This is a genomic window from Psychrobacter sp. CX5, from assembly GCF_057621535.2.
Genome location: NZ_CM177735.1, coordinates 782,877 through 801,435, shown reverse-complemented (window position 1 = coordinate 801,435; position 18,559 = coordinate 782,877). Strand labels below are relative to the sequence as shown.

13 protein-coding genes and 2 tRNA genes are annotated in these 18,559 nt (G+C 41.3%); 14 read left to right on the top strand and 1 reads right to left on the bottom strand.

What is annotated here, in order from left to right; translation table 11 throughout:
• Window positions 1–193 precede the first annotated feature (193 nt).
• Window positions 194–967 carry a CAF17-like 4Fe-4S cluster assembly/insertion protein YgfZ gene (gene ygfZ / locus AC21OG_RS03075; protein WP_487377197.1) on the bottom strand — a complete coding sequence of 258 codons (774 nt, stop codon included), beginning with the start codon at window positions 965–967 and terminating at the stop codon, window positions 194–196.
• Between the two features lie 155 nt (window positions 968–1,122).
• Here ygfZ and AC21OG_RS03070 point away from each other — a divergent pair, with 155 nt between their 5' ends.
• The 14 genes from AC21OG_RS03070 (at window position 1,123) to AC21OG_RS03005 (ending at window position 18,206) form a co-directional block, all read left to right on the top strand.
• Window positions 1,123–1,476 (top strand): zinc ribbon domain-containing protein YjdM, encoded by a 354-nt coding sequence (locus tag AC21OG_RS03070; RefSeq protein ID WP_486546135.1) that lies wholly within the window; start codon window positions 1,123–1,125, stop codon window positions 1,474–1,476.
• Between the two features lie 428 nt (window positions 1,477–1,904).
• Complete coding sequence (gene ppk2 / locus AC21OG_RS03065) at window positions 1,905–3,017, top strand: polyphosphate kinase 2 (RefSeq protein WP_486546134.1); 1,113 nt, start codon at window positions 1,905–1,907, stop codon at window positions 3,015–3,017.
• 291 nt (window positions 3,018–3,308) lie between these two features.
• The gene (hemL, locus tag AC21OG_RS03060; protein WP_487377199.1) at window positions 3,309–4,607 is read left to right on the top strand and encodes a glutamate-1-semialdehyde 2,1-aminomutase; all 1,299 of its coding nucleotides are present in this window, start codon (window positions 3,309–3,311) and stop codon (window positions 4,605–4,607) included.
• Between the two features lie 518 nt (window positions 4,608–5,125).
• A complete protein-coding gene (ppx, locus tag AC21OG_RS03055) occupies window positions 5,126–6,640 on the top strand; it encodes an exopolyphosphatase (RefSeq protein WP_487377200.1) in 1,515 nt (504 codons plus the stop codon).
• 88 nt (window positions 6,641–6,728) lie between these two features.
• Window positions 6,729–7,529 carry an acetyl-CoA carboxylase carboxyltransferase subunit alpha gene (locus tag AC21OG_RS03050; RefSeq protein ID WP_487377202.1) on the top strand — a complete coding sequence of 267 codons (801 nt, stop codon included), beginning with the start codon at window positions 6,729–6,731 and terminating at the stop codon, window positions 7,527–7,529.
• Between the two features lie 617 nt (window positions 7,530–8,146).
• Entirely contained in the window at window positions 8,147–10,483 is a 2,337-nt protein-coding gene (locus AC21OG_RS03045; protein WP_487377203.1) for an FdhF/YdeP family oxidoreductase, read from the top strand.
• A gap of 88 nt (window positions 10,484–10,571) precedes the next feature.
• Window positions 10,572–11,687, top strand: a complete 1,116-nt coding sequence (gene fdhD, locus AC21OG_RS03040) for a formate dehydrogenase accessory sulfurtransferase FdhD (protein WP_487377204.1) — start codon at window positions 10,572–10,574, stop codon at window positions 11,685–11,687.
• A 248-nt stretch (window positions 11,688–11,935) separates the two neighbouring features.
• Window positions 11,936–13,741 (top strand): tRNA lysidine(34) synthetase TilS, encoded by a 1,806-nt coding sequence (gene tilS, locus AC21OG_RS03035; RefSeq protein ID WP_487377206.1) that lies wholly within the window; start codon window positions 11,936–11,938, stop codon window positions 13,739–13,741.
• 392 nt (window positions 13,742–14,133) lie between these two features.
• Window positions 14,134–14,982, top strand: coding sequence for a pyrroline-5-carboxylate reductase (proC, locus tag AC21OG_RS03030; protein WP_487377208.1), 849 nt, complete (start codon window positions 14,134–14,136; stop codon window positions 14,980–14,982).
• Between the two features lie 338 nt (window positions 14,983–15,320).
• Window positions 15,321–15,890, top strand: coding sequence for a YggT family protein (locus AC21OG_RS03025; RefSeq protein WP_486546126.1), 570 nt, complete (start codon window positions 15,321–15,323; stop codon window positions 15,888–15,890).
• 117 nt (window positions 15,891–16,007) lie between these two features.
• Window positions 16,008–16,097 (top strand) — tRNA-Ser (locus tag AC21OG_RS03020).
• 210 nt (window positions 16,098–16,307) lie between these two features.
• Window positions 16,308–16,384, top strand: a tRNA-Arg gene (locus AC21OG_RS03015).
• Between the two features lie 303 nt (window positions 16,385–16,687).
• Window positions 16,688–17,371: an RDD family protein gene (locus tag AC21OG_RS03010; protein WP_487377210.1), complete on the top strand. Its 684-nt coding sequence runs from the start codon at window positions 16,688–16,690 to the stop codon at window positions 17,369–17,371.
• A gap of 355 nt (window positions 17,372–17,726) precedes the next feature.
• Window positions 17,727–18,206, top strand: a complete 480-nt coding sequence (locus tag AC21OG_RS03005) for a hemerythrin domain-containing protein (protein WP_486546124.1) — start codon at window positions 17,727–17,729, stop codon at window positions 18,204–18,206.
• Window positions 18,207–18,559 lie beyond the last annotated feature (353 nt).

Genomic DNA, 18,559 nt, shown 5'->3' with positions numbered 1-18,559 from the left:
GTTTAGTATAAAGGGTAATGCAATGAGTTGAGCAGGATGCTCACTATTATCACCTATACTAGGATGGGGTAGGAAATAATAGACAGTCAGGATGACAACAACAAAAGCCGCATAACGTCAGTTGTGCGGCTTTGTTGTATTCTGCTAATCTCAAAAGTCTGTAAAACCTTACGAGTATGAATTAGACAATGGATTAACTGTTATTTCGCCCCACACTGCCTTGTAACGCAGTTGGTAGCGCTAAAACGTCTAACTCAGAGGCTTCGATATCATCAGGTCTCGCAACTACTAATGCCTCAAATCCTGAGTTATCACTACTAGGAACGGCATTGACTACTTTAATTTTATCCAGACTATCGCCAGCTTTAGGGGTGTTACCTTGACCTTTAACCCGGTGTAAAAAGGATTTTGGCGCCGCTTTAAAGTATATTCGGGCGATAACTTCTTGTCCTAAGTAGCAGCCCTTATCATAGTCCACGCCGCCCCGCTGATGTAGACGAAGCTCTTGCGGTTGGAACATACCTTGAGTGGCTTCAACAATCCAATAGTTACCTGTCGCAATACTTAGTGCCATCCAACCTTCCGGATCGTTTTTATCTGCACTATGACTAAACGAGGCCTCAGCAGTTTCACTATCGTTCATATGAGTGGATTGGTTATCCGTCTTGTCTAACACGCAGGGATATACCTCGATTGCCTCAGATGTGGTAAATTTTGAAAAGGCACCATATTTCTTGAGATGCGCTTGTAGACTCGGCAAACAGTCACTGCTTATGACGATATCAAACTTATTCTCAGCTTGTTTTTTTACCCAAATACCAAAGGCAATACGCCCTTTTAAATCAGCAATAGCTGCTGGCTGGTAGCTGAGATTAAGCTTGATGATATTCACCGTTAATTGGCTTTGTAAAAATTTACCGGCATCGTCACCCTCTAAGGTGATTTGATTAAAACTTACTGTCGTCACATTTAACGTCCTTATAGTAATTACAATGAAATATCTAAAATCTTATATAAAAAAAGGTAGGGTCTAATCACCTATACCCCCATTTCTGTATGAATTAGGCTACAATATGCCTATATAATATGCGATATAAATTCAACATTTCAAATGAGGATAAAATGAGCCTACCAAATTGCCCAAACTGTGATTCTGATTTAACCTATGAAGATGGTGCTTTACTGATTTGCCCTATGTGTGCTCATGAGTGGACTGCTGCCGAATCTGAACAGTCTACCACTGAAGAAGCATCAAGCGTTATTCGTGACGCGGTAGGCAATGAATTGCAAGATGGAGATACGGTAACAGTTATTAAAGACTTGAAGGTAAAAGGCTCTTCTACTCCCCTTAAAGTGGGTACCAAAGCTAAAAATATTCGTTTACTACACGATGCACCAGATGATCATGATATCGACTGCAAAGTCGATGGATTTGGGCCGATGAAGCTCAAGTCTTCAGTGGTTAAAAAAGCCTAAGTCTTTAACGTATTATCAAAGAGATTTTTAAGTAAAGCCGTATCTTAGGATGCGGCTTTACTAGTTTATAACGCTTGAATATGAAATGGGTTATGGCAGTTAATCAAAACTTTAGCTACTGATGAATTATAGAGGGTAATACCTGCTTTAGGTAGAGTTATAAAATGAGATTAGAAGAATGCTTCACTTATAATATCCTAACCAGATTAACGACATCAGTGACATAGACAACATGAATAGCATAAATCATGCCATAAAGGATTAAATAGGTTGTAAGATGTTAATCCATAACTTATTTAAGGGATTTGAGGCTTGAGTCATAAAACAAGGCATCAATAGAAGGATTAACTAAATAATGGCATTAAAAATTGCTATAATGGCATAAGATTTCAAATTTTCTTTACAATTTTTAATATACAGAGGTGATTATGTCAAAAAAGAGCAATAAAGCCGAAAAAATTGAAGACGGTTATATCACCGATGAAAAAAAGATTGAGAAGTATGAAACGACTAAGAAAAAAGAAGGGGCGCAAGTCAGAACCAAAGAGGTCATCGATGACGTGCTGTTAAAAGATTTAACAGACGGTAACATTGAAGGTCTATCAGATCATCTGCAAGCATTAATTCATGATGCTGCGCCCGATGATCTTGTCAAGCTCAAAAATTTATTTGCTAAACATGCCCTTGCCAATCAGGTTAAAACTGGCATAAAAAAAGATGACGAGCTCTCTGATAATTGGCGTGAAGGGGGTTATCCTTATAAAAACCGATTATCACGTAAGACTTATGAAAAGCAAAAATACCACCTGCAAGTTGAGCTTTTAAAGCTACAAAGATGGGTACGTGAGACAGGACAGAAAGTCGTTATTATATTTGAAGGCCGTGATGCTGCCGGTAAAGGGGGATCGATCAAGCGCTTTATGGAGCACTTAAATCCACGTAGTGCTCGAGTTGTGGCGCTCGAGAAACCGACAGATCGTGAATTGGGTCAGTGGTATTTTCAACGTTATATCCAACACCTTCCTTCGTCAGGTGAAATGGTATTTTTCGACCGTTCATGGTATAACCGCGCTGGCGTTGAGCGTGTGATGGGCTTTTGTACTGATGAGCAGTATCAAATCTTTATGAAACAGACTCCAGAGTTTGAGAAGCATCTCATTGATTCTGGTATTCATCTTATTAAGTTTTGGTTCTCTGTCAGCCGTGATGAACAGCGTCGTCGCTTTGCCCAGCGGGAAGCACACCCATTAAAACAGTGGAAGTTATCCCCCATTGATATGGCGTCGCTTGATAAGTGGGATGACTATACTCTTGCTAAAGAAGCCATGTTCTACAATACTGATACCGCCGAGTCTCCTTGGATTGTGATTAAATCGGATTGTAAAAAACGGGCAAGATTAAATGCGATGCGCTATGTGCTTAATAAACTGCCTTATGACGGCAAAGACAAAAAACAAGTCGGCAATGTGGATCCGCTAATCGTTGGTCGTGCTGGTGCGTTATATGAAGTTGGTGAAAAAGATGACTTAGCCGTGTCTTAAGTTTAGACTTCAGATTTAGGCAGTTGCTTTAAAGCCATGATGTTAATGCCAATCACGCTAATCCAAAAGAGATAAAGGATCTGAATTTACTCCAAACCCTTTAATATAAGGGTAGTATAAAACTACGTTTAAATACGTATAAACAAGTCGACAAAGTGAGCTCATCAGAGCTCACTTTTTTTTGTTAAAATAGGTGCCAGTCTGAATGGTCATCCAATTTGATTTTTCTTCCTATTACCTTCTTAAATACTATTTCTAAAATAATTATCTGTTGATAGCCGAGTTAATATTATGAGTACTAAAAACGAACAACTATTTTTACAAGCCAAAAAACATATACCAGGAGGAGTTAACTCTCCTGTTCGAGCCTTTGCAGGTGTTGGAGGCACGCCTATTTTTATGCACAAAGCAGCGGGCAGCAAGATTTATGATACACAAGACAATGAATATATCGATTACGTCGGCTCATGGGGTCCGATGATCCTAGGTCACGCGCATCCTAAAGTTATCGATGCTGTTAAAGCAGCGGCTGAAGATGGCTTAAGCTTCGGGACGCCGACCACGTTTGAAACCTCGATTGCCGATACCATCTGTGAGCTGGTACCCAGTGTGGAATTAATTCGGATGACCAACTCAGGTACAGAGGCGACTATGAGTGCAATACGTTTGGCACGGGGCTATACTGGCCGTGACAAAATTGTCAAGTTTGAGGGGTGCTACCATGGTCACTCTGATAGCCTTTTAGTAAAAGCGGGTTCAGGGATGCTTGATATCGGTGAGCCGACCTCGAAGGGTGTTCCGGCAGACTTTGCGAAGCACACCATTACCTTGCCCTATAATGATCCGCAAGCAGTGAAAGACTGTTTTGAAAAGTGGGAAGATGAGATTGCGTGTGTCATCGTTGAGCCTATCGCCGGTAATATGAATATGGTGATACCGACACAAGAATTTCATAATACGTTGCGTGAACAGTGCACCCAAGGTGGGGCGGTATTAATCTTTGATGAAGTAATGACAGGGTTTCGCGTGGGATTACATGGCGCACAAGCGCACTTTAATATTGAGCCGGACTTAACGTGCTTCGGTAAGATTATTGGGGCGGGGTTACCCGTCGGTGCCTTCGGGGGTAAGCGTGAGATTATGGAGTGTATTGCCCCTATGGGCGGTGTTTATCAGGCCGGTACGCTATCTGGTAATCCATTGGCGATGCGTGCTGGTATCGCGATGTTTGAAGACCTAACGGTCGAAGGCTTTTATGATGAATTGGCTGATAAGGTCAGCTATCTAGTAGAGGGCATTCAAGCAGCGGCAAATAAACATGGCATTGAGATCCGTTCGACAAAGCTTGGTGGTATGTTTGGCCTATTCTTTGTCAAAGATGACTCTACTGGTGTGCCGCAGAATTTTGAAGAGGTGACGGCATGTGATATGGATAAGTTTAATACCTTCTTCCACGGCATGATAGGCAAAGGGATTTACCTCGCGCCTTCAGCGTATGAGGTTGGTTTTATGTCTTCAAAGCATAGTACGCAAGATTTGGACGCCACGATTAAAGCCGCCGATGAGGTGTTTGCTGAGATGGTAGGTTAAAGGGTTGTCTTAAAGAAGGTTGTCTTAAAATAGAGCTGATTAACTAGTTCACTAAAGCCTCATATAGGGGCAAGTCCTAATAAAGACTATGTTAATTTAAAAAAGACAGTGTTTCGATAGGACCACTGTCTTTTTGATCAATCGAATTATATGGGTATTGCCAACTCTTCAAAATCATAGAGCCAAATATCAACGTTATGACTGTCAATGTAATAGACTTTGCAATCCTTGTGATATTGGATGATAAATATCCTATTAATTAGGGTCAACTTGCCACTGTTTGTTATAAGTGATTTAATGATGATCGAGGTATGAAGTGTACCGATTTTCTTGTTTATGCCATAACAGGCAGTTTAACCCATTTAAGATAGTTTGACCGATTGCATATAGTTTGACCAATTAAGTATTGAACTAATTTTTTTCAGCGAAAATTTGATAGAATTATGTTTAAATTCTATGATTTAGTAGTCCCTAGAAAGATCCTAATTATTGATTAAATTAAGGTTAAACAATTGCATATGCCCAATAATTTTCTTGCGAATGATGAGCTCATGGCGGCCATTGATATTGGTTCGAACAGTTTTCACCTAGCCATTGCTCGTCTAGATCATGGCGAAGTCCGTAAAGTGGCTTCTATGTCTGAGAAGGTGCAGTTAGCTGCCGGATTAGATGAAAATAGAATTCTGAGTGAGGAAGCGCAGCAACGGGGGCTTGATTGTTTAGCTCGTTTTATGGGGCGATTGGGGTCTGTCTCTCCAGATAGACTGCGTATTGTGGCCACAAATGCTTTACGTCAGGCAAAAAATGCAGAAGACTTCATTAAACGTGCCAATGAGATATTACCAAAACCCATTGAAATTATTGCAGGTCGAGAAGAGGCACGTTTGATTTATCTGGGAGTTTCGCATACCAATGCCAGTAGCGATCAACGATTGGTCATTGATATTGGTGGTGGTTCAACTGAATTTATTATCGGTCAAGAGTTTGACCCCTTATTGACCGAAAGTCTGCAAATGGGATGTGTCGCCTTTACTCAGCGTTTCTTTGAGTCAGGGGTTATAGATGAGCAGTCCTTTAATAATGCCATTGCTGCTGCGCGTAAAGAGATTTTGAGGATTAGCGGTGCCTATCAAAAAGCAGGATGGAGCAGTGTGGTTGGCTCAAGTGGTACGATTAAAGCGGTACGCAATGTTTTAGTCGCTGAAGGATGGGCGGATGATCAAGAGCGCATTACCTATCAAGGCGTCAAAAAACTACAAGCGTGCTTGCTTGAGATCGGTGAAGTGGATGATATTGACTTAGACGGTGTTAAAGAACACCGTAAAGCGGTTTTTCCAGCCGGTGTGGCAGTGTTACGTGCCGCCATGAAAGTATTGGGTATTGATACTATTACTTATTCTGATGGTGCCCTGCGTGAAGGGGTAATGTATGACATGTTAGGGCGTTTTGCCAGTGAAGATGTTCGTGACCGTAGCGTACAGGCTCTTGTAGAGCGTTATTCAGTCGATAAAAAACAAGCGAGACGTGTGGTGCAGAGCTGTGAGCAATTATTTAACGATGCGCATGACGCTCTAGGCTTGGGCAGTGAAGATAATGATTTGCTACGTCGCGCCGCTTATTTGCATGAGATAGGTTTGGCAATCAGCCATAGTGGATATCACCACCATAGTGCTTATCTATTAGAGCACTCCGACATTCCAGGATTTTCTCAAGTTGATCAGTTGCGTATGTCACAGTTAGTGCGTAATCACCGACGTAAGCTGAAATCAGAGAGCCTAGAACACGCACAACTTATTGGAGGCCAGTCTCTGGTTTATTTATGCTTGTTATTGCGTCTGGCAGTATTGGTTCATCGCAGTCGAAGTGATCGAGATAACAATGCATTAAGACTCAATGTACTTGATAAAGATCGCTGGCAAATTAAAGTCGAGTCAGATGATTTAGATGAAAATGCGTTGCTGGTCTCCGATCTACAAGACGATATTGATCAGTTTAGTAAATGGGGCGTTGAGCTAAGTGTCGTGTGTGATTAAACGTTGGCTGATGTCGTAGAACTTCTTTTAAACTTAAGTTCATTAAGATTTCAAGACCATAATAATTTTAAAGTTTTAAGGACATATCATGAGCTCAGTATGGGAAAGCGTTAGTTTGGCAAGACATCCTAAGCGCCCCCTCTTTTTGGATTACGTCGGTCAGTTATTTACTGAGTTCGATGAGCTGCATGGGGATCGAGCATTTGCAGATGATAGAGCTGTCATTGGCGGGTTGGCTCGGTTTGATGGGCATCCTGTCTTAATTATAGGTCAGCATAGAGGCCGTAGTACGCGTGAACGTATTGCTCATAATTTTGGTATGGCTTATCCCGAAGGGTATCGTAAAGCAATTCGACTGGTGAAATTAGCAGAGCGCTTCAAATTACCGGTGATGACCTTTATCGACACGCAAGGGGCTTATCCTGGTGTGGGTGCAGAAGAGCGTGGACAAGCACAAGCTATTGCTGAAAGCATTGCTACTTTTAGCAGTTTAAAGACCCCGATCATAGCGACTATTATTGGTGAAGGTGGTTCAGGAGGTGCATTGGCGATAGGGGTGGGTGATAGAGTCAATATGCTACAACACAGTATCTATTCCGTGATCTCGCCAGAAGGCTGCGCCTCTATTTTATGGAAAACGGCTGAGAAGGCACCAGAAGCTTCAGATGCTTTAAAGCTAAATGCGGACAACCTGTATCAATTAGGACTGATCGACAGTATCGTAGATGAAGGGGTTGGGGCGCATATTGATGCCAAGCCGGTTATGGAGAATTTGCAAAAGCTATTAAGTGAGCAATTAGCGGAGCTGATTAAAATAGACACTGACACTCTGGTCGAGCAGCGTTACCAAAAGCTAAAAAGCTTTGACTCCACGGTGAGTCTTGCATAACCTCATAGGATAATCTAACTATGGTCAAAAAGGACAGAGTTTCGCTTTGTCCTTTTTTTTATTGGGTTTAATCTTGTGGCGCTTTCATTTTAAACGCATCTTATAACGTTTTTAATTAGTCAAAGTATAGATAGGTATATCACGTTTTTTCTCATTTTAACGTTTAAATGCGATTTTCTTTGACTTGGTTTAAGTACCTAGCTTTAATTCTTGGCCAAATTTGCTGACGAAGCGTAGAGCAAGCTTATTGTATTGTATGCAAATTGCTACTAACGGTGACACTGTATATCCGTTTGTCCTATACTAAATATACCATTCAAATTTGTTCTATACTTTTTTCTATAACTTTATACACAATCTCTATATACATAGCAGCGATTTGGTAATTGGTGAATAGCGAACACCCTTTTGTGATTACTATCTTTGCGATATATAAATTTAAAGGACTTACGCAGCATCTAATTAACAGCAATTAGGATAATTTTTTTACTGTTGAATAGGTAGCGCCAGACGTTTAGTAAACAATCCCAAATCGCCTTTAAGTGCTTCAATACCGTTATTCGCGTAGCTCCTATGTATAAGTCACCTTACTCTTTGGTCAATTAATGAGGTCTGTCATGCGTAAAATACCCGTTTATAACCACCCAGCGGCTGGTTGGTCAGCTTTAGTCGATTCCTCTCGTGTACTCATGGATTACAAGGCATTTTTGCGAGGGAGCGTTAGTGTATTAGGCAGTAATCAGCCGACATGGGGCTTTGACTGTCCAGGCTGTGCATGGCCTGATCATAAAACGCATAAAACGATTGATGTTTGTGAGACAGGCATAAAAGTTTTGGCGAGTGAGACAATGAGTGCGCTGGCAGATAAGACTTTCTTTGCGAAGCACAGTGTGACGGAGTTACAAGGGTGGACGGGCTACCAACTTGAGCAGGCAGGTCGTTTGGCAGAGCCAATGATATATGATGCGGCGCAAGATAAATACGTGGCTATTGCTTGGGAAGAGGCTTTTTCACGTGTTGCCCAGCAATTAAAAAATCTTGACTCAGCTGATGACGCCTTGTTTTATACCTCTGGCCGAGTTACCAATGAGCCCGCCTTTTTGTATCAATTGTTCGTGCGCCTATTTGGCACCAATAACTTACCTGACTGCTCAAACATGTGTCATGAGCCTACCTCTGTGATGTTGTCTAAACAGATTGGCGTCGGTAAAGCGACTGTGGTATTGGAGGATTTTGAACAGGCAAAACTTATTTTAATGTTTGGTCAAAATCCCGCCACTAACCATCCACGTATGCTTGAGATGTTAGCCCATGCTCACGATCAAGGCTGCCGTATTATCTCGATAAACCCAATGCGTGAGCAAGGCTTAAGTCGATTTAGAAATCCGCAAAAAGTGACGCACATGGTAGCAGGGTCCAGTGATGACATGGTAGATGAAGTCATTCAGATCCAGATCGGTGGCGACGCTGCGCTACTCACTGGTATGGCAAAATGGCTGATAGAAAATGACAAAATAAGTCTAGATTTTATTAAAGAACAAACCTCTGGATACGATGAGTTCTGCAAATGGATAGGAGATCAGAGCTGGTCGGATATAGAACGAGGCTGTGGTATTAAACAGGCTGAGATCATTGGCTTGGCAACTTTAGTCGCTGATAGTTCAGCGACTATCTGTACGTGGGGCATGGGTATTACGCAGCATGTGCAGGGTGAAGACAATGTCGCTATGATTACCAATCTATTGTTGTTGATGGGTATGATAGGCGTTGAGGGTGCAGGGGCGTCCCCAGTCCGTGGGCACTCCAATGTACAAGGTGACCGCACCATGGGTATTCATGAGCGCCCCGCCCAATCCTTGTTAGATAGCTTAGAGCGAGTATTTAAGGCACCGATGCCTCAAGAGTCCGGTTATGATGTGGTAAAAGGCGCACAGGCAATGACTCAAGGTAAGCTTAAAGCCTTTATGGCTATGGGCGGTAATTACTCAGTGGCTGCGCCAGATAGCAAGGCGATTCAGCAGGCGCTTACGCGTAATCAATTGAACGTCTTTGTGGGCACTAAGCTAAACGAGACCATGCTCTATCCTGGTGAGAACAATATTATCCTGCCTTGTTTGAGTCGTACGGAGCGCTATGTGACCGATAAGGGCAATCAATTAGCCACGATTGAAGACTCAATATGTCAGATTGTGCCCACTCAAGGGCAGCTTAAACCTGTCAGTGCCTCCCTTAAGTCTGAAGCACAGATTATTGCAGGAATTGCGGTGCATCTATTCGGTGAAAAGAGCGTCATTGACTGGAAAGCGTTGAGTGAGGACTATGAGCTGGTACGTGATTATATCGCGCAAACTATCAAGGGATTTGAAAACTTCAATGTGCGTATTCGCGAAAATAAGCGAGGCTTCCATCTATATCATCCCGCCCGTCACCATGTCTGGAATACGGACAGTGGTAAAGCTCAGTTTGTTGTGCCGCAATATCCGATAACCTATGTGGCAAATGATATGCAAAATAAGGCAACTGCTTATAGCGAACGTTCAACAAAAGAGGCTTCGTCCGATCATAGTCAGGATTCTCAGCAGGCCATTTGGCAATTTACCAGTGTGCGGGGTCATGATCAGTTTAATACCACGATTTTTGGTCATGAAGACCGTTATCGCCAGACTAAGCGCCGCGATGTGTTGTTTATGCATCCGGATGAAATCAGTCGTATGGGCTGGCATGAAGGCGATAAAATCGAAGTTATTCGTCAGGATAGCCAAGGCAAACGTCGCACATTGGGGCCGTTGATATTGACTAAAATGGATATTGCCTCAAATGCCGTTGCTGCTTATTATCCAGAATGTAATGACTTAATGGACTTAGACAGCCATGCCCCTGAGTCGCATATTCCTTCTTATAAGTCAGTCACGGTTGAGCTACAGCGTATGGCGGAGTCAGCGTCAGTTGCTTAAGTGACTTAAGGTCGCTACAGGCTAGTATCGCCATAATATCAGCAACATTAGCAGCATTAGCAAGGATACATATGATGACGGGTCGTAAATGATAGCCAATAGCATAACGATAGACGATAATCTAGAGTCTGCATCAGCAGAGGTTTCTTTTGAAGATGAGTTTACGTTCAGGGATATAGATCAGCCTGCTACTTTATCCTGTCAACACCTGACTCAGCGCCACTATTATCAATTAAGCAGCTTAAATAGTGTGGGTAACTTAAATAGCTTAAGTAGTTTGAGTAACTCAAGTAGTCAGAATAAAGACTCATTAACAGCGCCTAACGTCGATCAAAGGTCAGAAAGTTTAGCGATTGAAGCAGCAGTCGCCATAGTGATTAATGGTATTCATTACGCGGTACTGATGGCAAGCCCAAGCGACCTTGAGTATCTGGCAGTGGGTTTCTTAATGAGTGAAGGTCTTATTGACAATAGCCAAGATCTATTAGATTGGGAAATTTCGCATCTAACCCCCTCGTCAAACTTACAAGCGTTTACCAGTCATCGTTTTGATGAGTCAATGACACTGACTTCACTCGCCAATCAGTTACAGGATTATGAGGCGTATGTGGTAGAGTTGACTTTGAATCAACGCAGTCATCAGCGTATTAAAGCCCAGCGGCGGCAGCTTTCAGGTCGTACAGGGTGCGGCATGTGCGGGATGACAGGATTGAGTCAAGCATTACCAGATTTAAGTGGCTATCTTGATAAAGACTTGAATTTAAATGATCCTGATGCCCATGGCAATCATGCCCTTAAACCTAAACTAGAAGAATTACTTGCTCTGCGAGAGCAGATAGCCACAGCTCAGCAAACGCATCAGTTAACGGGCGCGGTACATGCTGCGGCCACTGTGTATAAGGGTCAACTTAAAATATTTGAAGATGTTGGGCGTCATAATGCTCTTGATAAGTTGATCGGCTGGCAACAACGGCACAATGTTACCCTTAACTGCGTGGTAATGACGTCTAGACTGTCTATTGAACTGGTTCAAAAAGCCATTCGTGCTCGGTTGCCTTGGTTAGTGGGTATGTCAGCGCCTACAAGCACAGCGGTGCGTGTTGCAGAACGTTATGGTCTTGGTTTGGCAGGGTTTTTGCGCGATGATCGTGTTACCTTTTATTCAAGTTTTGAGCGTTTTCCAGAAAATCCTGATTATAAATAAACGTTGGCCGTGTATTATTTATTGATATTATTGTGTAGTTGATGAAATATACTGAATTGGCTTAATCTAATTATCTTAATCTAATTATCTTAATCTAATTATTTTAATCTAATGAGCTATTTATATAGACAAACTAATGACTAAAATTCAATGACCTTTTTTTAATAAGTCTTTATTGTTAAGCCTCTATTTAAGTCCTTCTATTTAAGCATCCCTATTGAAGCATCCCTATTGAAGCATCCCTATTTATGAGCCTAACCGAGTCACCTTTAACGCAAGCCTTACTGGCCAGTCTTGATCGTTATCGTTTGTCTTTAAACGGCAGGCGAGTATGGTTAGCCTGTAGTGGTGGGCGAGACTCGTTAAGTCTGGCGATGCTGTGTCGTCAATTATTTAATGATGGCGCTCTGCCATTTTTGCCGCAGTTGTTGCATGTTAATCATGGTATACAAGATGCCAATGCTGCTTGGTCAAAGCAAGTAATGAACTGGGCCAATCAGGTGCAGATGCCTTGTCAGGTTATTACCTTAGATTTAAAAGATAAAAGTGAACTATCAGCTCGCACTGCCCGTTATGACGCCATGATAAAGGCAATGAACTGTGACGATGTCTTATTATTGGGTCATCATCAAGATGACCAAGTCGAGACCGTATTAATGCGTTTATTTAAGGGTGCGGGTGTCAATGGTCTTAGCGGGATGCAAGAGTGGTCGGTCAAATACAGTCCTGTCAGACACCATCAGATAGACGATTCTGAAGACAATTATGAGCGTCTCAACACACACAGCAGATTGCAAAAAAAGGTGGTATTATGGCGGCCGTGGTTAACGGTTAGCCGTACTCAAATTACGGACTATGCACAGTCGCACAATCTGGCTTATATTGATGACCCGACCAATGTTATAGCGGATTTAAATAATTATCCCGATGCAGCGGATTATCCTTTAAGCATGACTGCCGACAACTTTTCAAGTAGGCCTTCACTTCATTCTTTCAACACGCCTTTAAATGATCTGGATCTGACACGCCATGCAATAAATGATAGAGCATGGCTGCGCAGTGTGTTACTACCCCATATTATCCAGCGCTATCCGCAGGCTAAGCAGGCGATAGCGAGAAGTAGTCAGCTTATTCAAGCGGCAAGTCGTATTGTTGATGAACAGGTCGCTGATGACTTAAAGAGTATCATCATATCTAACCCATGTCTTGATAACCCTATCTGCACTGGTAGCACTACCTATCGAAAGGACACGTTTAATAGTCCTACAATTTATGAGCCTACAACAGACAGTGCTTGGCAGTCCATTATTGATATTAATAAACTTCATGAGCTATCTGACGCTCGGCAGTCTGCCCTTATTCATGCGTGGTTAAGTCCGTTAGACACAGAGATGCCCCCGTCACAGAGACTGGTTAATGACGTCTTGGCTTTAAGTAAGCGTCGTGATCCTAATCATCAAACGTGCTTATATTGGGACAGTGGTCAGTATGGTTATCAAATCCGTCGCTATCAACACAAGCTATATCGTCTACAGCAACAATGGCTAGACTGGCTTGATTTACCCCCTAAAGTGCAGCAATTAACGGTTAAATTTGAGACGCCTTGCTCTCTTCCTGACAACGTAATACTTAAGCAGTGCCGCTATGGGGTTCAGTGGCATTTAAAAGGCATACATCAACTGTTTGATAGCCTAAAGCGGATGATACAAGATCAAGATATTATGCAGCGCACGAATAATAATATCGATGCGCAAACGGATACTATCACGCTTATGGTGCAACCTCTACCGCGAGATTTAAAACTAACCTTAGCGGGCCGAGTAGGGCGTAAGGCTGGAAAAAAACTATTGCAAGAACTGGATCAACCGAGCTTTCAGCGTCAATCAGTCGTGGTATGTTCATTAAAAGTAAAAGGTCGTGGTAACGATGCCGTACCTTTGTTTGTGATCACGGTAACTGGCATTGTTGTCTTACAAAGTCCTTTTTTCACCTCGATTATCCAACTGGTTGAGCAGCAGTATCTAATGAGTCAAATTATTAAGACTAATTGTTAAGTCAATCCCGCTTAACTATAATTAGACGATGGTTTGATTACCGTTGAGGGTTGTCAGCACTAACCTTGTTTAGCTAATTAATGATATAAGAAGCCTTTGATGTATGGTTTTAGTAGCACTGGTCTGATTATTTAGACGTGCTGGGCTTGACTATAGAATACTTTTAAACCAAGGCATTTTTAGGCAGATGGCTTTCATCCAAAAATTGATGTGCTACACTAACACCCGCATATCGATCTTAGGGGCTGTATAAACTGTCACTCGACAATATCAATGTAAAATATCAGTGAAAACTATCAGTGATAAATACAGATATTAAATACAGTTGTTAAAATTAATAATAAAACTAATAAATTCTAATAAATGAAATATTTGAGGTAATGGAGCAAATAATGTCAGACTTAACTGGGAAAAAAATCAGCTTTATCGGTGGCGGCAACATGGCTCAGGCCTTGATAAGTGGTCTAATCGGACGCGGTATTAAACCCTCCGATATTACAGTAGCAGATCCTTCTGCCGAAATACGTGAGAGCTTAAGAGATAAAAGAATTAATACGGTTGATCCAACGCAAAATACGGAAACAGATAACGCTTTAGTGGCCGTAAAATCGGCAGACTTGATAGTACTGGCAGTCAAGCCGCAAGTCATGAGTAAGGTCGTCGCAGAGTTTGCCCCGGCGTTAAAGCAGCAATTGGTTATATCAGTGGCTGCTGGCTTATCAACTGATTCTCTAAGCAGTATGTTAGGGGGCTATCAAAACATAGTACGCGCCATGCCCAATACACCGGCAATGATTCAAAAAGGGGCAACCGGTCTTTATGCCACTGACAGTATCAGTGAAGCGGACAAACAGTTAGCAGCCTCGGTCATGGCAGCCTCTGGTTTGGTAAGCTGGGTGGCAGATGAAGCACTATTGCATGCTGTTACCGCCATATCGGGCTCAGCGCCTGCCTATTTCTTCTACATGATAGAGTCGATGATTGCGACTGGTGTTGAGATGGGGCTAGACGAAAAGCAAGCGGCTGCATTGGCGATGCAAACAGCATTAGGGGCGGCTCAAATGGCCATCACCAGTCATGAAACACCTGCAGCACTGCGCCGTAAAGTTACGTCACCAAATGGCACCACCCAAGCGGCAGTAGAATCCTTACAAAAAGATGATTTGGCTCAAATCATGAAGTCTGCCATGCAAGCTTGTTATGATCGCAGTGTGGAGATCAGTGAAGAGCTGTCTAAATAGGGCTTATCTGTTATGCTTTGCTTTATATAGGATGAATTGTATAGGGTACTTTATCGAGAGTACTTTATAGAGAGTACTTTATAGAGAGTACTTTATAGAGAGTTTCGTATAGAGAGTTTCGTATAGAGAGTGGCTTATAAAGAGCTTTGCAAATTTTTAACTTCGTCTAAGTCCTATGTATTATAAGCACCTATTATAATAAACACGTATGTATAATAAGCACCTTATAATAAGTACCTATGTATACTAATCAGTTAAATATAAATAATTATTTTAAAATAAAAGTAAATCCAAGGGTTAATAGCCTGTTTATCAGTCAAATTGTAAGAGTAGGTTGAATGACAAGTCTTTCGAGTGCCCTATTTAATATGGTTATCAACTTTGCCATGTTACTTATTTTTATTCGTTTTATGCTTCAGTTTTCGGGGCTAGAACGCAATCATCCTTATGTTGAGCCTGCCTACAAAGCCACTCGAATTGTGGATGTCTTTGGACGTATTTTTCCAACGGTAGGCGATGGGCGAGTGAGTTTAGCGGCTGTCGTGTTGCTATTTTTACTTAAGTTGATCGATATTTCAGGTAATGCTGCCTTAGTGGGTCATGGTTACACCCCTATCAGGCTGTTTTTTGAAGGATCATTATCGCTTATACTCAGTTTTTTAAGTGTGGCACGCTATTTAATTATTGGTTCCATTATTATTAGCTGGATTGTGGTATTTACCCAGAAGATGCATCCTATCTTTGAGCTAATTATTCAGATGGCAGACCCTATACTGGCGCCATTTCGTCGAATTACACCTAATCTAGGTATGCTTGATCTTTCGCCTATTGTGGCTATATTTGGATTATTACTGATAGAGATCTTTGTTGAAATTATTGCCACTAATTTAATGCCAATGATAGGTTGATTTTAATAAACTGAAAAACTTACTTGCAATGACGTTTTATTTTGCTATAATACTCGCCCACAACGTAAGGTAACTGACCAGTTTAACTGGCCACTTAAGTTGTGTTTTAGTAGTTTCGGTGAAGTGGGTGAGTGGCTGAAACCGCACCCCTGCTAAGGGTGTATACGTTAACGCGTATCGAGGGTTCGAATCCCTCCTTCACCGCCATTTATTTTTGAATTGGTTGAATTAATTCAAAAAAATTATTGACTACTAAGAAATTATGGCTATAATAGCCATCCTGTTAACAACAAGTCATTAGAGTTTTTTTTCTTTTGATAGCGTGAGTTAACTTGTTGTATTCGTTATAAAAGTCTAGTTAATACTAGCAAACGTTAGACAGTAGAGTACGTTAGATAATTGTTGAAAGACAAATAAGCGCCTGTAGCTCAGCTGGATAGAGCACTTGGCTACGAACTAAGGGGTCGGGAGTTCGAATCTCTCCAGGCGCACCATCTAGCATACACTTCAAATTAATCGCCCATTGTTAGGCGATTTTTTTATGCCTGTTATTTTATTCTAAGTTTATTTAATTTTGCATTCTTATCTAATATCCTATTCTATAATGCAACTTATCTTTGTCTGGTTTATAAAACCTACTATTTGTCGCATCAGTATACGCCTTCCCCGATATAGTAATTTCTAGATTTGCTATAAATATATTATCTTCATTTCATACCTGCTAGGTCTTTAAAAATAAGCTACAATATCTTTTTGGTAGCTTACACCTTTGTCATCACCGGGTTGTCTTTAAAACTATGTCAAAACGAAGTAAACCTAAGCTTTCGAGCCGTCCTAATCTACTTTCAAGCAGTCGCAATGAGCCGTTACGCCCCTCGGGTATAGAAGGGGTAAAAGTGTCTGGTGAGCCTGAAATCGCTAAGCCGAGCACTCGCGTGATCGCCATTGTTTATGACGGCATGTTGATATTAGCGTTGTTATTTTTAGTGGGTACCGTACTCACCGTCATAGGTACATTAATGACGATGCAGACGGGTGTCACCTCAGATGAGGCGCAGACATTGCCTCGCTGGTATCAAAATCTAGTATTAACCCCAGCCTTTATCTTAACCTTGATTGGATTCTACGGACTATTTTGGCGCAGAGCAGGGCAGACACTGGGCATGCAAACGTGGCGACTGAAAACGGTAGACAGTAAAGGTCAATTGCTCTCATGGCCTAAATCCATTAAGCGTATTTTAGCAGCGTGTCTGATACCAGTTTTGTGTGGTTTGATCGGTTATCTATTGCATGGCTCGCGCCCTGCAATGCTTGCTAGTGCCATTTTTGGCTTAATGTTTAACTATATCTTTTGTCTATTTAATAGCCGCGGCTTGGCAGTCCATGACATGCTATCCGACACCGTCACTTTAAAGATGCCAAAAATTCATCATGAAGGACTTATAAAATCCTTATCAAAGAAGCGTCGTGCTAATAAATAACGGTTAAGTAAGAGGCGGTATTGTAATTAGACCAAAATCTTGATATGAATTTAAAGGCGGTTAAAACGGTTGATATTTATGAGGCGCTAAATAGGAATGGCTTGCATTATTCACATCCTCACACAAAACTAAGGGTAATTAAGACAGTATTTTTGTCAATATCTGCTTATAATTAAGATTAAGCTTTTAAAACGGTAATCTTAAATAGGTACTTTTGAAACGGTACTTTTAAACGGTACTTTTGAAACGGTACTTTTGAAACGGTACTTTTGAAACGGTACTTTTGAAACGGTACTTTTGAGATTAAATTGTGTGACTTGTTATTTATTTTATTTGAAGACTTTGGAGAAAGATAATGAAGGAAGCTACTGGAGTAGATTTTGACCAAGATATTTTTGCGGCATTGAAGGCGAAGCATGAACGACAGCGCGATCTATGTGAGTCGTTAGAAAAAGCGACTGATAACGCAAAGCGTAAGACACTATATACTGATCTAAAGCTTGAGTTGCAAGCACATGCCGCGGCTGAAGAGCGTCATCTGTATATTCCAGTGATGCAGCACGATGAAGGTTTAGACTTGTCACGTCATGCGATTACGGAACACCATGAAATGGATGAGTTGATGGAAACGCTTGACGATGGCCGTATTAGTCAAGACACTTGGGATACGACATGTTCTGACTTAATCGAAAAAGTGCGTCATCACCTCAAAGAAGAAGAAAATGAGTTCTTTAAACAAGCGCGTAAAATACTTGATAACGATTTGCAGCAGCGTCTAGGGGCACTGTATCAAGTTGAGCACGATGAGTTTATGAAAACGCATGCCAATGACTAAATTAATACATCACAACAAAGATTTGGTTTTTGCTTAAAAATAGGCTAAATAATAAACCTCAGAACCAACCCACTAACCTTAGTGGGTTTTTTATTGTGTAAATATAATAAATTGTAACGACCGGTCTAATCGAACGCAAACTAAAATATAATACAGCGTAATATAGTGATGTTGATAGTAATGTTGAAAGATATCGGTAGGATGGTGGGTAGTCTAAAAGATATAAAAATAAGGATTTATTAGATATCATTTTATTAGATTTCATTTTATTAGCTATTTATTAACTTTCGCTTTATTAAATAACCTGACAATCAGGGTCTGTTGATCATTCAAATGTGGAACAGACCCTATTA

Bases quoted from the DNA above. Each gene is read 5' to 3' on its own strand.
- AC21OG_RS03070 (WP_486546135.1), top strand. From the start codon at position 1,123: ATGAGCCTACCAAATTGCCCAAACTGTGATTCTGATTTAACCTATGAA.
- ppk2 (WP_486546134.1), top strand. From the start codon at position 1,905: ATGTCAAAAAAGAGCAATAAAGCCGAAAAAATTGAAGACGGTTATATC.
- hemL (WP_487377199.1), top strand. From the start codon at position 3,309: ATGAGTACTAAAAACGAACAACTATTTTTACAAGCCAAAAAACATATA.
- ppx (WP_487377200.1), top strand. From the start codon at position 5,126: ATGCCCAATAATTTTCTTGCGAATGATGAGCTCATGGCGGCCATTGAT.
- AC21OG_RS03050 (WP_487377202.1), top strand. From the start codon at position 6,729: ATGAGCTCAGTATGGGAAAGCGTTAGTTTGGCAAGACATCCTAAGCGC.
- AC21OG_RS03045 (WP_487377203.1), top strand. From the start codon at position 8,147: ATGCGTAAAATACCCGTTTATAACCACCCAGCGGCTGGTTGGTCAGCT.
- fdhD (WP_487377204.1), top strand. From the start codon at position 10,572: ATGATAGCCAATAGCATAACGATAGACGATAATCTAGAGTCTGCATCA.
- tilS (WP_487377206.1), top strand. From the start codon at position 11,936: ATGAGCCTAACCGAGTCACCTTTAACGCAAGCCTTACTGGCCAGTCTT.
- proC (WP_487377208.1), top strand. From the start codon at position 14,134: ATGTCAGACTTAACTGGGAAAAAAATCAGCTTTATCGGTGGCGGCAAC.
- AC21OG_RS03025 (WP_486546126.1), top strand. From the start codon at position 15,321: ATGACAAGTCTTTCGAGTGCCCTATTTAATATGGTTATCAACTTTGCC.
- AC21OG_RS03010 (WP_487377210.1), top strand. From the start codon at position 16,688: ATGTCAAAACGAAGTAAACCTAAGCTTTCGAGCCGTCCTAATCTACTT.
- AC21OG_RS03005 (WP_486546124.1), top strand. From the start codon at position 17,727: ATGAAGGAAGCTACTGGAGTAGATTTTGACCAAGATATTTTTGCGGCA.